Raw genomic sequence first — 14,904 nt, 5'->3', positions numbered from 1 at the left:
GCACACCATGAGTCAGTTTTTTTATGTTCATCCTGATAATCCGCAAGGGCGATTAATGAAGCAAGCCGCGGCTATTATTAGCCAAGGTGGCGTTATTGTTTACCCAACCGACTCTGGCTATGCCTTAGGTTGCCATATTGGTGACAAAAAAGCCCTAGAGCGTATTTGTAAAATTAGAGATATCGATAAAGAGCATAACTTTACCTTAATGTGTTGTGATTTATCCGAGTTGTCTGAATATACCCGCGTTGATAATAGCGCTTTTCGGTTATTAAAAAATAATACCCCAGGGCCTTATACCTTTATTTTTAAAGGCTCTAAAGAAGTGCCAAAACGCTTGTTGAACCCAAAACGTAAAACCATAGGTATCCGCGTACCTGATAACAATATCGCCCAAGCATTATTAGCTGAACTTGGCGAGCCAATTATGTCGACGACGCTAATCATGCCGGGTGAAGACATGGCAGAGTTTGACCCTGAACATATTCGCGATTTATTAGAGCACCAAGTTGATTTAATTATTAATGGTGGCCACTTAGGCGAACACCCAACAACCGTGATTGATTTTTCCAATGACGATGTTGAAATTATTCGTGTTGGAGAAGGCGACCCGGCGCCGTTTCAATAGTGAGTATATTCTTGAGAATATTACTAGATGATATCAACGACAATTTTGCGCCGTAATACACTATGTCAGATGTAATAGAACCGCAGCAAAAGGCAAAGCCAACAGCCGATTCGAAAGAGTCTGGGGTGATGCTACAGCAAGTATTACCCTTTGCTTTTATTCGTGGTGAAGCCATTGTAGATAAGCCACAAGACTTGTTTATACCGCCGGACGCGCTAGAAGTTATTCTAGAAATGTTTGAAGGGCCGCTGGACTTATTACTGTATTTAATTCGTAAGCAAAAGTTTGATATTTTAGACCTTCCTATTGCTCCTATTACCACGCAATACATGGCCTATGTCGAATTGATGAAAGATATTAAGCTGGAATTGGCTGCTGAATATTTGGTAATGGCGTCAATATTGGCCGAGATAAAGTCGAGGTTGTTACTGCCTAAACAAGCGGTAGAAGAGGAAGATGACGACCCTCGTGCTGAGCTTGTTAGAAAACTGCAAGAGTACGAGGTTATTAAAAAAGCAGCGGAAAACCTTGATGATATTCCGCGTCTTGGCCGCGACAGTTTTATTGCGCAAGTAGAGTTAGCTGATAACTTTGTAGCAAAAGTTGAAAATACTAAGGTTGAATTATCTGAACTTGTTGCCGCTTTACATGGCGTGATAAAACGTACACAAGCTTTTGAGCATCATCACATTCAAAAAGAGGCGTTATCAACTCGCGAGCGCATGGCTTATATTTTAACAACACTAAAAAACGCCCATGAAAAAGCAACTTATATCGAATTTAGTGATTTATTTACCGTGGCAGAAGGAAAACACGGCGTTGTAGTTACATTTTTGGCTATATTAGAACTAATTAAAGAATCGCTAATTGATTGTTTACAAACACAAGTTTATGGTCGATTACGCGTGTGTTTACCTAAGCATGTAAAATGATACATTTTCCATGCACGATATTTATTAACCGCTAAATATAATAGAGGCCTATGAGCGATAGAATACGTTTTAAAGATATAGATGACGATAAACTGCAACGATTAATTGAGGCAGCATTATTTGTGGCTGACAAGCCTTTGTCGGTGCAGCTGTTAAAACGTGACTTTTTAATAGAATATCGTGTTAGTAATATTCGCATTCGTGATACAATTATTGCTATTCAAGCTCATTATAAAGGTCGTGGCGTAGAGTTGAATAAGGTTGCCTCGGGTTACCGTTTTCAAACTCCGGCTGAACTAAGTGAGGACTTAGCACATCTTTACAAGGAAAAAGCACCAAAATATTCACGGGCAATATTGGAAACTTTGGCATTAATTGCCTATAAACAACCTATTACCCGTGGTGAAATCGAAGATATTCGTGGTGTTGCTGTGAGTAGCCATATTATTAAGACGCTAACAGAACGAAATTGGATCAAAACAGTAGGGCATAAGGAAGTTCCAGGACGGCCAGTGTTATATGCGAGTACGCAAGAATTTCTTGACTACTTTTCATTAACTTCACTTGACCAGTTACCTGAATTAATGCCGGTTGAAGAAATAAGCAATTAAATCGCTAGGATTTATTTATATCGAGGCATACCTTAGATAGTATTCCTTTAAACTTAAGAGTCAGAGACGTAGTGAGGATAGAGGTAAACTTTTTATTTTCATCAAGTTACTGACGTAAGAGAGTTAAGACAAATGTCTGAAAAGTTGCAAAAAGTATTAGCGCGTGCAGGCGCAGGCTCACGCCGAGAAATGGAAACCTATATTAGTGCTGGACGTGTCAGTGTTGATGGTAAAACGGCTTATTTAGGTGACCGTGTTGAGGGTAACGAGCAAATTCGTATTGACGGCCATCAAGTTAAATTAAAGTCGCCGGAAGAAAACATTTGTCGAGTTTTAATGTACAACAAGCCAGAAGGTGAAATGTGTACACGCAAAGATCCTGAAGGTCGCCCAACGGTTTTTGATCGTTTACCAAAACTTGAAGGCAGTCGTTGGATTGCAGTTGGTCGTTTAGATATAAACACCTCTGGTATGTTGCTTTTTACCACAGACGGCGAACTCGCTAATCGTTTAATGCACCCTTCTAAACAGGTTGAGCGTGAATATGCAGTGCGGGTGTTTGGTGAAGTAAATGAAGCTATGCTACAAACGCTTCGCCATGGCGTGAAACTTGAAGATGGTCCTGCTAAGTTTCAAAAAATTACTTACCGTGGCGGTGAAGGCCGTAACCATTGGTTCCATGTGGTACTTTCCGAAGGGCGTAACCGTGAAGTTCGTCGTTTATGGGAAAGCCAAGACGTACAAGTGAGTCGCTTAATTCGTGTGCGTTATGGAGATATGGAAATGAAGCGTCAATTACCTTTAGGTGGTTGGGCTGAATTAAATTTAAAAGATGTTAACTATTACCGCAAACTGGTTGATTTGCCTTTTGAAACCCAAAGTAAAGTAAAAGTTGATGAAAAAGCAATGGATAATGCTAAAAGTCGCAGAATTCGTCGTTCAGTGAAAAAACATCAACATCGCAGCCAACAAGCCACACGACGTCGACCTAACAAAAAGTAAGTTATAAAATGACAGATTGTAAGTGTTATCTTGATAATGCAATTAGTCTGTCATTTTTCATTTCACAATGTTAGTGTCCGTATAAAGTAATAATCATGTTTGAAATTCAATAAATAGCTTAAATAGGATATTAAGTGCCAGCAGTTCTTGAAAATGTTTATGTCGAAGATGCTCAACAATTACAGCTAATTTGCCAATCATATGCGCAAGCTGATGTGCTCGCGATTGACACTGAGTTTGTGCGCACGCGTACACTTTACCCCAAATTAGGTCTTATACAGATAAATGACGGTAAAACACTGGCATTAGTTGACCCTGTTGCGATAAATGACTTATCGCCGTTCTGGCAACTGTTAGAGAACCCCAATATAGTAAAAGTGTTACATGCTTGCTCAGAAGATTTGGAAGTGTTTCTAACCGCTGGCAATTGTCGACCAGTAAATTTAATTGATAGTCAAATTGTTATGGCGTTTTTAGGGCATGGTTTATCTTTAGGTTATGCCGCTATGATAGCTCATTATACTGATATTGAGCTGGATAAATCTGAGTCTCGCACTGATTGGATGAAAAGGCCGCTAAGTGAAAAACAATTAAAATATGCCCAAGCTGATGTTGAACATTTATTTAATATATTGCCAAAATTAATGGCTGATATAGAGGCATCTGGCTGGTTGCAAGCGGCTAAACAAGAAAGTGAATTGATGATTGAACGTAAGTTTGCTGATATTGATGAATCGCAACTTTACAGAAATATCAAACTAGCGTGGCGACTAAACCCAGTACAGTTATATCGACTGCAACAATTGGCTATATGGCGCTACCAGCAAGCAAAACAAAAAGATCGTCCAATTGGTTTTATTGCCAAAGATCACACCTTATTGGCTTTGGCACAAGTCAATCCTAGCAGTGTAAATGCTATGGCTGGTATCGAAGGTGTGGAATTACAGGATATAAGATATAAAGGCAAAGCCATGTTGATGGTGCTTAAACGTGCTAGTGAAAATAACGATGCTAAACTGCCTGAGAAAATTGTTCGCCTTGATGAATATCCAGGCTACAAACAGAATTTTAAAAAGGTGAAAAACTTAATCGCCACGATTGGCGCAGAAGCAAATATACTGGTAGAAAATTTAGCGTCTAAAAAACAAATTAATCAGTTTCTTTCTTGGTATTTTAAACTTAACGGCGACGAAAATAATGTTCATTTAGTTGATATTATGCAAGGTTGGCGAAAACCTTTATTAGGCGATAAGTTACTTGCTTTTGTGGAAAATGATTTCAAATAACGCCAGCGTTTAGTAATTTTACTTTGTGCTGGGTGAAGTGTTGCATAACAAGCCAAAATCTCTTGGCGTGGTTATGATAGCTTTAATAGTATGTTTTTAATAAACTCAATTTATTACTAATTTCCATATACTCATTTATTCATAGGTCTCCATTATGCTGTGTAGTGTTTATAAAAGTTCAAAAAAAGCGCAAACCTATCTTTTTGTTAATAAAAGGGATGATTTTTCTGATGTGCCAGAGGCATTAATGAAAATGTTTGGAACGCCAATTATGGTAACCATTACTAACTTGGCGACAAAAACTAAACTTGGTTTTGCCGATCTTGATAAAGTAAAAGAGAACTTATCGGAGCAAGGCTACTATTTACAATTAACGCCACCTGAAGAAGATATGTTAAAAGCTCATAAAGAAAAAATGAAAATGGCTAAAGGTGAGCAAGCTGAAAGTGAGGATGAATAATGCCTTACTTTAATTCTATAAAAAAAATTGTTTTTGTATTTAGCTTGGTTTTGTTAGCGCAATCGGCATTTGCTGCTGACGACAATGCCACCAGCAAAATTACTTTCGAGCAATATATCAGTAATATAAAGCAAGAGGCGCTCGCTAAAGGCTTTGAACAAGCGTTAATTGATGAGTCTTTTGCTAAGGTTAAGTTTCATAAGCGAGCGATTAAAGCTGACCGTAATCAACCTGAAAAGGTTGAAACACTTGATACCTATCTACCAAAACGTTTACCAGATTGGAAAATTAAACGTGCTCGCGCTATGTATAAAAAGCACCAAGTATTGCTAGAGAAAGTAGCACAAGAATATGGCGTGCAAGCGCGTTTTATTGTTGCACTTTGGGGCTTAGAAACCAATTTTGGCAAAATTATGGGCAACTATAATGTTATTTCTGCGTTATCAACATTAGCCTATGAAGGCCGTCGCGAAGCTTTTTTCAAAAAGCAATTGTGGGCAGCTTTGAAAATTTTAAAAGATGGCCATATTAATGTTGCTAATATGAAAGGCTCTTGGGCTGGTGCTATGGGACAAAATCAGTTTATGCCGACTTCATTTGTTGCTTATGCGGTTGACGGTGACGGCGATGGTAAAAAAGATATTTGGGGCAACCAAGCTGACGTGTTTTCGTCGATGGCCAATTATTTGAAAAAAGAAGGCTGGAATGATGAGCTGACATGGGGTCGACAAGTTAAACTGCCGAGTGATTTTGATACATCTTTAGCAATCCCGAAAAATACTGGTGGTCGCAAAAACTGGCTAAAAGCTTGGGCAAGAACCGAGAAAACACTAGCACAGTGGCAAGCGTTAGGTATACGCCGCACAGATGGCACTAATTTACCTAATGTTGATATAAAGGCGGCATTGGTATTTCCTGATGATGCAAATGGCCGTGCATATCTTGCTTACAATAACTACAAAAGTTTAATGCACTGGAACTTGTCGTACTATTTTGTTAGCTCGGTTGGACATTTATCTGATCATATTAAATTTCCACCAATTCAGTAATTTGTAATAAGTTAACGTTATGAGTAAAAAAAGTAGTCGTGTACCTAAAAAGGCACAGAAAGCTGTTGTTGAGCGCTTTTGGGAAACGAAATCATTAGATGAAATGACAAGGCCTGAGTGGGAGTCTTTGTGTGATGGCTGTGCTAAATGTTGCCTTCATAAGTTTATTGATGATGAACACACCACAGATGAAACCGAGTTTATGCCAACAACGCATATTGCTGATGGCGAGCAAATGAATTATTCAAATATTGCTTGTCATTTACTCAATGATAAAAGTTGTCAATGTTCTAAATATGAAAAACGTACGGTATTGGTGCCGGACTGTGTGCAACTAACGCAAGACAATTTAGATGATGTTTTTTTTATGCCGCCTAGTTGTACTTACCGTCGATTAAAAGAAGGTCGCGGTATGCCGTCTTGGCACCCACTATTAAATAATGGCAAAAAGTCAGCAATGCATAAAGCGGGCATGTCGGTACGAGGTAAAATTGTTAAAGATGACGACGTTGAGTTGGAGGACTTTCCAGATCATATCGTCACTTGGCCACTACATGATATCGATTAAATAAAGCCAGCTACATTTTTAAAATATGAGCTGGCGTTTGTCGTTACTCTATAGGCGTTAAATCAGCTAAATAACGCTGGCCGTTTTCCACATAATGTAAGGCTGATTTTGTAAAAGTTTCTGCTGTTGAGCTATCTAGCGCTTTAATCACTTTCGCGGGTGAGCCTAACACTAAATGGCCGTCTGGCACTTCCATATTTTCTGTGACTAAACTGTTGGCACCTATTAAGCAGTTTTTGCCAATTTTTGCGCCATTGAGAACGACGGCATTCATGCCAATTAGGGTGTTGTCACCGATAGTGCAGCCGTGTAACATCACTTTATGTCCAACCGTAACATTACGGCCAATTGACATTGGAAATTTAGCATCAACATGCAAAATTGAACCATCTTGAATGTTGGTTTTTGCGCCTATGTTAATTTGTGCAAGATCGGCACGAATAACAACATTAAACCAAATGCTCGCTTGTTCTCCCAATATTACATCACCTATTAACGTTGCATTGGGGGCAATAAAATTACTGTCAGTTAAGTTAGGCGCAACATCTGCGAGTCGATAAATCATTATTATGTCCTTTTAGTTATTAACCCCGCCATCTTAGTCTATTTCTGTAGTGGCTCAAACTAGACCTTAGGTTGAGACAAAATTAAGCCATTTTCGCTAAGTTATATTGAAAATAACTAAGCTTAATGTATGAAAAGTAGACAAATAATGGTAAAACATTAATCTAACTAAAAATAATTTTAACGTTCAGAGCAATCATTCTCTTAAATATTTTTACTAAAAAAGCCCTGATAAAGTGCTAATTAGTCTAAGTGAATGATGACCAAAAAGGGTGATTTATGATTATTGGCGTTCCAAAGGAAACACAGTCTGGGGAGAATAGGGTGGCAAGTGCCCCTAGCGCAGTTTCGGCATTAAGTAAGCTAGGTTTTGAGGTGCAAGTTCAAAAAGGTTGTGGCACTAAAGCCAGTTTTACCGACCAAGAATTTATTGATGCCGGGGCCAGTGTGGTAACTAAAAAGAATGTTTGGCAGTCTGATATTATTTTTAAAGTAAACCCGCCCAGTATTGAAGAAATTGCTTTAATGAAAGATGGCGCTTATCTGGTTAGTTTTATTGCACCAGCGCAAAACGAAGTAATTTTAAATGCGTTGAAAGATAAAGAAATTACCACGTTAGCCATGGAAATGGTGCCGAGGATGACTCGTAGTCAATCGATGGATGCATTAAGTTCAATGGCAAATATAGCTGGCTATCGGGCTGTCATTGAAGCGACTCATCATTTTGGTCGCTTTTTAACAGGACAAATAACTGCTGCTGGTAAAATGGCGCCAGCGAAAGTGATGATCATAGGTGCGGGTGTTGCTGGTTTGGCGGCCATAGGAACGGCAGGGAGTTTAGGGGCAATAGTGCGCGCATTTGATACCCGCCCGGAAGTAAAAGAGCAAATTGAAAGTATGGGGGCAGAATTTTTAGAACTTGATTATGAAGAGCCTGAAGACACTGGCTCAGGTGATGGTTACGCAAAAGAAATGAGCCAAGCGTTTATCGATGCGGAAATGGCGTTATTCGCTGAACAGGCAAAAGATGTTGATATTATTATTACCACAGCGATGATCCCTGGCAAACCAGCACCTAAGCTGATTACTGCTGAAATGGTTGAGTCAATGAAAACAGGCAGTATTGTTGTTGATTTGGCGGCAGCTGGCGGTGGTAATTGTGAATTAACCCAAGCTGGTAAAGTGGTTAATGCCAATGGCGTTAAAATTATTGGCTATACTGATCTTGTTTCTCGTTTACCTAATCAATCTTCCCAGTTATATGCCAATAACTTAGTGAGCTTAACTAAATTACTGTGTAAAGAAAAAGACGGGACTCTCAATATCGACTTTGACGATATTGTTATTCGCAACATGACGGTAGTTAAGCAAAATGAAATAACGTTTCCACCGCCACCAATTCAGGTGAGTGCAGCACCGGTAACAGCTAAAAGTGAACCGGTAAAAGCAGTGGAAACCAAGCAAGAACAACCTATGAATCAGCAGAAAAAACATGCCTTTATGACCGCAGGTGCATTGCTTTTTGCTTGGGTTGCCAGCGTAGCCCCGGCTGATTTTCTGTCTCATTTTACGGTATTTGTTCTAGCTTGTGTTATTGGGTACAACGTGGTTTGGAACGTTAGCCATTCACTGCATACGCCACTGATGAGTGTTACCAATGCTATCTCGGGCATTATTGTGGTTGGCGCAGTATTACAAGTGGGGAATAACAGCTTATTAATTCAATTGCTTGCGGGGGTAGCAATACTTATTGCCACTATCAATATTGTTGGTGGCTTTGTGGTCACTAAACGCATGTTAAAAATGTTTAGAAAATAAGGGGCACTGTTATGGAATTTTCTCAAGGGTTAATCAGTGCGGCTTATATTATTGCTGCCTTGTTATTTATTTTTAGTTTGTCTGGGTTAAGTAAACAGCAAACAGCTGAAATGGGCAATTGGTATGGAATTGTCGGCATGGCAATCGCGCTCGTTGCGACAATTGCTGATCCACGTGTCGACAATGTTTGGATTATTTTGGTTACTATGGTGATAGGTGCCAGTATTGGCTTACGATTAGCCAAAAAAGTTGAAATGACACAGATGCCAGAGTTAGTCGCAATATTGCATAGTTTTGTTGGTTTAGCTGCGGTACTTGTCGGCTTTAATAGTTATTTTGAAATGGACCATTCGGTGATGGCAAATTTTACCGCTAGTCAGCAAATGGCAACGAACATTCATTTAGTTGAAGTGTTTTTAGGCGTTTTTATTGGTGCGGTAACTTTTACAGGCTCTGTTGTCGCATTTGGTAAGTTGCGTGGCATTATTAATTCTGCGGCATTAATGCTTCCTCATCGCCATAAATTGAATTTGGCGGCTGGTGTTGTTTCATTTATTTTAATGATACTTTTTGTACAACAAGGTGGCGGCAATAGTGCCTTGTTTTTAATGACTGTAATTGCTTTGACTTTTGGTTGGCATTTAGTGGCATCGATTGGCGGTGCGGATATGCCAGTGGTCGTTTCTATGCTTAACTCATATTCAGGTTGGGCAGCGGCAGCAGCAGGCTTTATGCTTAGTAATGACTTGTTAATTGTGACAGGGGCTCTGGTTGGCTCTTCTGGCGCTATTTTATCTTATATTATGTGTAAAGCGATGAATCGCTCTTTTATCAGTGTTATTGCCGGCGGCTTTGGTACCGATGTGGTTATCGACAGTGATACCGATTATGGCGAGCATGTTGAAGTAAATGCTGATGCCGTGGCAGATTTATTGCGCACGGCTAAATCAGTTATCATCACGCCAGGCTATGGTATGGCAGTTGCTCAAGCTCAATATCCAGTTTATGAAATGACTCAAGCATTAAAAGACAAAGGCATTGATGTACGTTTTGCTATTCATCCTGTGGCAGGGCGCTTACCTGGGCATATGAATGTATTATTGGCAGAAGCAAAAGTGCCTTATGATATTGTGTTGGGTATGGAAGAAATTAATGATGATTTTGCCGATACGGACGTGGTGTTAGTTATTGGAGCAAATGATACGGTAAATCCAGCAGCGGCTGAAGACCCTACAAGTCCAATCGCGGGTATGCCGGTACTTGAAGTTTGGCATGCTAAAAATGTTGTTGTGTTTAAGCGTTCTATGAGTACAGGCTATGCCGGTGTGCAAAATCCGCTATTTTTTAAAGATAATAGTCAAATGTTATTTGGTGATGCCAAAGACTCTGTTGAGCAAATCTTTAAAGCGCTATAAATTACAATATCAAATTTACCAATAGTTTAATCACGCCGTTATTTCGTTATAGAGTTATGCAGCGATATAACGGCGAAAGTAGAAAACTAAACTTGTTAAACTAAAGCTGCTAAACAGTCACTTGCTACTTCTTGCGCAAGAAGGATAGCTTGTTGATATAATTTTGTATCATTAGTTTTAAAGTGTTCAACTCGTTTAACCGCTTGTGGCAGCCCTAAATTAGCTGCATTAATTAACCAAGCTAAGCCTAATGTTGGGTTTTCTTCGACCCCCTCAGCTAAAAAGTACGCACGACCTAATGCACCCATAGCTTGCACATGGCCAAGAGTTGCGGCTTGTTTAAATGTGATAAAAGCTTGCTCATTTTTGTTGTGTTCGCGCATTTGCAACGCTTGTTGAAATAGCGCTTCCGTTTCTGTGGGAAAATGTGTATTTAAAGGTAATTCGCAGTTGCTCTCGAGTTCAGAGGCAACTTTATACGATGTTTGCTCATTGTGTGATTTAATAAACTGCGCTGACTTTGTTGCTTCGTTTAAAGCAATACTTTGGTTAATCGTGTCTTGGTCAGAGAGTTTATTATCGATATTGATAATGTCATTTTCATCAAAAATATCTTTGTAGTTTTTAGGATTTTCTGAAGGTGAAATAAATTCCAACATCAAGTTATCACACTTGTTTGTTAGTTGAATAATTGATTGCTGTTGTGTTGATACTTGTTGTTTGAAGTAAGTTATTTCCTGCTCTTTGTCGCTAATTTGTTTAAGCAGTTGTTCAGTTTGTTGATTGTGGTTTGCTTGCATTATTTTGATGTGGTTATTGTGAGCTTCATCTAAGCGGTTTTGTTGCAAGTTATTGTTTTGCTCGAATCTGTGCAAAATAGCTAAAATATTTTTATCGTAATTTTCTTTCATTTTTTCGAACCACTTAAAAATTTGGCTCGGCGCTTTTACGTTGTTGTCCGACATAAAACATTCCTTGTTTATTGGTGCTAGCAACACTAATTTGTCTGCGTTTTATTTCTCTAATACAGCTGCTTTATCAGCTTATAATAGTGAACTAAATTTTTCAAAATAAAACACTATGCTGGCAATATTTAAAAGTAACAAGTTGTAAATTATAAAGAATAAACATATTTTTCAAAGTTTTTACTTGCAAAACTCAATACATGACATATCTTTAAATAGTACATAAGTTCAGTGAAGAACATTAACCAACGCTAAGGATTTGCATGTTTGAATTTCCCTCTCAGTTAACAATAGTACAAGTAGAAACTTGTCGCACTGCACTTCTTGAAGAAATTAATAATACCGATATTGTTGAATTTGATGATAGCGCCATTGAACGAATAGACACCTTAGGTGCACAACTTATTCTCGCCAGTATTATTTATATTGCCGCACAAAATAAGCAACTGGTTTGGCAGTCTACTTCGACAGTTATTAAGCAAAGTTTTGAACAATTAGGTTTTGAAGATGCAATATTGCAGCAACATTTTGCTGTTTAAGTTTTATCGTTTTTAACATTTGTAAAGGAATTGAAATGTCGAAAATTTTAGTTGTTGATGACTCTAACTCAATACGCGATATGGTTAGTTTCACCTTGAAAAGTTCAGGTTATCAAACTGTAGAAGCGCAGGATGGCCAAGACGGATTGGAAAAAGCGCAATCAGGGACATTCGATTTAGTTATTACTGATGTCAATATGCCAAATATGGATGGTATTACGCTTTGTCAGGAGTTACGAAAATTATCTAGCTTTCAATATACCCCGATATTAATGCTAACCACGGAAAGCTCTAGTGATATGAAACAAAGAGGTAAAGCCGCAGGGGCAACCGGCTGGCTGGTGAAGCCCTTTAATCCAGATAAACTTTTAGCAACCATTAAACGTGTCGTGCGGTAGTTATTATGAGTATTGATTTATCACAGTTTATTCCGACCTTTCTGGAAGAAAGCTTTGAAGGCATTGAACTGATGGAAGCTAGCCTTTTAAATTTATCGCAAGGTGACGACGAAACTATCAATACCATTTTTCGTGCAGCTCATTCTATAAAAGGCGGAGCTGGAACCTTTGGCTTTAATCATGTAACGGAATTTACGCATTTGGTTGAAACCTTGCTTGATGAAATGCGTGACGGCCGACGAGAGGTTGTGCAGCAAGATGTTGAGATATTACTAGAATCTGTCGACTGTATAAGAATGTTGATAGAAGCAATTCGCGATGACATTGAATACGATCAAGAGAAAATCACTACAACTTCTGAGTTGTTAACTCGAACACTTGAAGATAACGATTTGTCAGCTGAAACGGCACAGGAAGGAAAACGTAATACGTCGGATAATAGTGAGAATGTTAATGAACAAACAGCGGAAGTGCTTCATAGCGCCGACAGCCGCTGGATAATTCACTTTGAACCTGAGCATCACTTAGTACAAACAGGTAATGACCCATTATTACTATTGTATGCATTAGCCGAGCTTGGAGATATTTCAGTTAAAGCCAACTGTAATAACATTCCGAGTTTAACTGAGTTTGATGCAACAGAACTTTATATTTCTTGGGATATTAGTTTACATTCAAATGCGAGTTATGAAGATATTGCTGAAATATTTGAGTGGGTAGAAGATGAATGCCAGCTTACTATTGAAAAAGTAGCACCGGAAACTACGACTATTGAACCGGAAAGTGCAGTTGTAATTGAAAATGTTAACGAGAGCAATGCCGCATCAATAGAACCCGAGAAAAAAGCCAGTACCGTATCTAGCTCTATTCCTGCCAACGCTAGTAATGGCATTACAAATGTTAAATCAAAGGTCGAGTCAGGCTCTATTAGGGTTGGTGTTGATAAAGTCGATAGTCTGATCAACTTGGTAGGCGAGCTTGTCATAACACAATCAATGCTATCTGAGTTAGGAAATGATTTTGAATTATCTAAAGTTGCTCGTTTAAATTCTGGATTAGAGCAGTTGCTGCAAAACACTAAAGAGTTGCAAGAAAGTGTTATGCGTATTCGCATGTTACCCATTAGCTTTGCATTTAACCGCTTTCCTCGGCTAATACATGATTTATCTAAAAAAATGGATAAAGACATAGCATTAGTCATAAAAGGTGAACAAACCGAGCTAGATAAAACTGTGATGGAACAAATTGGTGACCCTTTGGTACATCTAGTTCGCAATGCTGTTGATCACGGGATAGAAGCAACCGATATTAGACTGGCTAATGGCAAACCCGAACAAGGAACCGTTACCCTTGATGCATATCACCAAGGGGGCAGTATTGTGATAGAAATTAAGGATGATGGCGGTGGCATTGATAGAAATGCCGTACTAGTAAAAGCAGTAGAAAAGGGCCTAGTTGACGAATCAAACTCTCTCACTGATAACCAAGTGTATGATTTGTTATTTGAGCCCGGTTTTTCAACGGCTAAAGAGCTTAGTGATATATCGGGACGTGGTGTTGGTATGGATGTTGTTAAACGCAATATTCAATCGCTAGGTGGTCGTATTCAAATAGAGTCAACATTGGGTAAGGGCAGCACTTTTAAAGTGTTTTTACCATTAACTTTAGCAATTTTAGATGGTCAATTAATTAAGGTTGGGCGAGAAGTTTATATTATCCCGCTAATTACCATTGTTGAGTCGTTACAAATACAAGAGTCATTGATTAACCGTACATCCGGAGACATGGTGTTATATCGTCTTCGTGAAGACAACGTCCCCGTTATTCCTATATACAAGCTTTTTAATATTCCAGCAAAAAATAAAGAAATTAATCATTCCTTGCTTGTTGTGGTTGAAGCTGAGGGGCAAAAGGTTGGCTTAATGGTCGATGATTTACTCGCTCAGCAGCAAGTGGTTGTTAAAAGCCTAAATGAAAACTATCAACAAGTTGAAGGGATCTCTGGCGCGACAATTTTAGGAGATGGCTCGGTAGCAATGATATTAGATATTCCAAGTATGATCGCCATGGCGTTAAAGCAAGCTAAAACACAACAACATAATTATGCGGCAGCAGAAGAGGTTGTACATTAATGAATATTCAAGCGTTAGTGGATGAAATTCCCGTTGAAGGTGAATACGCACTTGAAGGATTAGATTTTATTTCCAGTGGCGAGCAATACCTGACTTTTTCATTGGGCAGCGAACAATATGCCGTTGATATTTTATCGGTCGAAGAAATTAGAAGTTGGGAGCAACCCACGCATATTCCTAATGCACCTAAATTTGTTAAAGGCGTGATTAACATGCGTGGGGTTATTGTACCTATTATCGATTTGCGAATTAAATTTCGAATCGGAGAGGAAAAATACTGCAAAACGACGGTTGTGATAGTGCTTAAAGCATGGCATGACAATAATTACCGCACTATGGGCTTTGTAGTTGATGCAGTTTCAGATGTACTAAATGCTGAAGAGTCAGATATTAAAACAGCGCCAGCTTTTGGTGGGAGTTTAGCGCCTCATTATGTCAAAGGTCTGGTCAATGTTGATGAAAACGTAGTAACGCTACTTGATGTTACGGCGCTGCAAGTTATAGAAGAATATCAAACGAAATTATAAAGGAGATAAT

General features: G+C 38.8%; 16 protein-coding genes. 14 read left to right on the top strand and 2 right to left on the bottom strand.

The window, feature by feature from the left end:
• The first annotated feature begins 7 nt into the window (after positions 1–7).
• The 8 genes from AC27HL_RS12160 (at position 8) to AC27HL_RS12125 (ending at position 6,536) form a co-directional block, all read left to right on the top strand.
• Positions 8–628 (top strand): L-threonylcarbamoyladenylate synthase, encoded by a 621-nt coding sequence (locus tag AC27HL_RS12160; protein WP_487081272.1) that lies wholly within the window; start codon positions 8–10, stop codon positions 626–628.
• Between the two features lie 62 nt (positions 629–690).
• Positions 691–1,560 carry a segregation and condensation protein A gene (locus AC27HL_RS12155; RefSeq protein WP_487081271.1) on the top strand — a complete coding sequence of 290 codons (870 nt, stop codon included), beginning with the start codon at positions 691–693 and terminating at the stop codon, positions 1,558–1,560.
• 50 nt (positions 1,561–1,610) lie between these two features.
• Positions 1,611–2,171 (top strand): SMC-Scp complex subunit ScpB, encoded by a 561-nt coding sequence (gene scpB, locus AC27HL_RS12150; protein WP_487081270.1) that lies wholly within the window; start codon positions 1,611–1,613, stop codon positions 2,169–2,171.
• 132 nt (positions 2,172–2,303) lie between these two features.
• Positions 2,304–3,173, top strand: a complete 870-nt coding sequence (rluB, locus tag AC27HL_RS12145; RefSeq protein WP_487081269.1) for a 23S rRNA pseudouridine(2605) synthase RluB — start codon at positions 2,304–2,306, stop codon at positions 3,171–3,173.
• A gap of 134 nt (positions 3,174–3,307) precedes the next feature.
• Entirely contained in the window at positions 3,308–4,459 is a 1,152-nt protein-coding gene (gene rnd, locus AC27HL_RS12140; protein ID WP_487081268.1) for a ribonuclease D, read from the top strand.
• 154 nt (positions 4,460–4,613) lie between these two features.
• Complete coding sequence (locus AC27HL_RS12135) at positions 4,614–4,919, top strand: YcgL domain-containing protein (protein ID WP_487081267.1); 306 nt, start codon at positions 4,614–4,616, stop codon at positions 4,917–4,919.
• Positions 4,919–5,968, top strand: a complete 1,050-nt coding sequence (locus tag AC27HL_RS12130) for a lytic murein transglycosylase (protein ID WP_487081266.1) — start codon at positions 4,919–4,921, stop codon at positions 5,966–5,968. The genes AC27HL_RS12135 and AC27HL_RS12130 overlap by 1 nt, the downstream gene beginning before the upstream one ends.
• 19 nt (positions 5,969–5,987) lie before the next feature.
• Entirely contained in the window at positions 5,988–6,536 is a 549-nt protein-coding gene (locus AC27HL_RS12125; RefSeq protein WP_487081265.1) for a YcgN family cysteine cluster protein, read from the top strand.
• 43 nt (positions 6,537–6,579) lie between these two features.
• Here AC27HL_RS12125 and AC27HL_RS12120 read toward each other — a convergent pair whose 3' ends face one another.
• On the bottom strand, positions 6,580–7,101 hold the full coding sequence (locus AC27HL_RS12120) for a gamma carbonic anhydrase family protein (RefSeq protein WP_487081264.1): 522 nt from the start codon (positions 7,099–7,101) through the stop codon (positions 6,580–6,582).
• A 278-nt stretch (positions 7,102–7,379) separates the two neighbouring features.
• Here AC27HL_RS12120 and AC27HL_RS12115 point away from each other — a divergent pair, with 278 nt between their 5' ends.
• The gene (locus AC27HL_RS12115) at positions 7,380–8,918 is read left to right on the top strand and encodes a Re/Si-specific NAD(P)(+) transhydrogenase subunit alpha (protein ID WP_487081263.1); all 1,539 of its coding nucleotides are present in this window, start codon (positions 7,380–7,382) and stop codon (positions 8,916–8,918) included.
• Between the two features lie 11 nt (positions 8,919–8,929).
• The gene (pntB, locus tag AC27HL_RS12110; RefSeq protein WP_487081262.1) at positions 8,930–10,333 is read left to right on the top strand and encodes a Re/Si-specific NAD(P)(+) transhydrogenase subunit beta; all 1,404 of its coding nucleotides are present in this window, start codon (positions 8,930–8,932) and stop codon (positions 10,331–10,333) included.
• Positions 10,334–10,428: 95 nt separating this feature from the next.
• Here the strand turns inward: pntB and AC27HL_RS12105 are convergent, their stop codons facing one another.
• Complete coding sequence (locus AC27HL_RS12105) at positions 10,429–11,298, bottom strand: tetratricopeptide repeat protein (RefSeq protein WP_487081261.1); 870 nt, start codon at positions 11,296–11,298, stop codon at positions 10,429–10,431.
• 263 nt (positions 11,299–11,561) lie between these two features.
• Here AC27HL_RS12105 and AC27HL_RS12100 point away from each other — a divergent pair, with 263 nt between their 5' ends.
• Genes AC27HL_RS12100 through AC27HL_RS12085 form a run of 4 tightly spaced genes read left to right on the top strand, consistent with a single transcriptional unit; the run spans position 11,562 to position 14,894 of the window.
• A complete protein-coding gene (locus AC27HL_RS12100) occupies positions 11,562–11,837 on the top strand; it encodes an STAS domain-containing protein (protein WP_487081260.1) in 276 nt (91 codons plus the stop codon).
• Positions 11,838–11,872: 35 nt separating this feature from the next.
• Positions 11,873–12,235, top strand: a complete 363-nt coding sequence (locus AC27HL_RS12095; protein ID WP_487081259.1) for a response regulator — start codon at positions 11,873–11,875, stop codon at positions 12,233–12,235.
• 5 nt (positions 12,236–12,240) lie between these two features.
• Positions 12,241–14,367: a chemotaxis protein CheA gene (locus tag AC27HL_RS12090; protein WP_487081258.1), complete on the top strand. Its 2,127-nt coding sequence runs from the start codon at positions 12,241–12,243 to the stop codon at positions 14,365–14,367.
• A complete protein-coding gene (locus tag AC27HL_RS12085; RefSeq protein WP_487081257.1) occupies positions 14,367–14,894 on the top strand; it encodes a chemotaxis protein CheW in 528 nt (175 codons plus the stop codon). The genes AC27HL_RS12090 and AC27HL_RS12085 overlap by 1 nt, the downstream gene beginning before the upstream one ends.
• The last annotated feature ends 10 nt before the right edge of the window (positions 14,895–14,904 follow it).

The organism is Colwellia aquaemaris, from assembly GCF_057548755.1.
The sequence above is the reverse complement of the archived record's forward strand: the minus strand, read 5'-3'. Positions and strand labels throughout refer to the sequence as shown.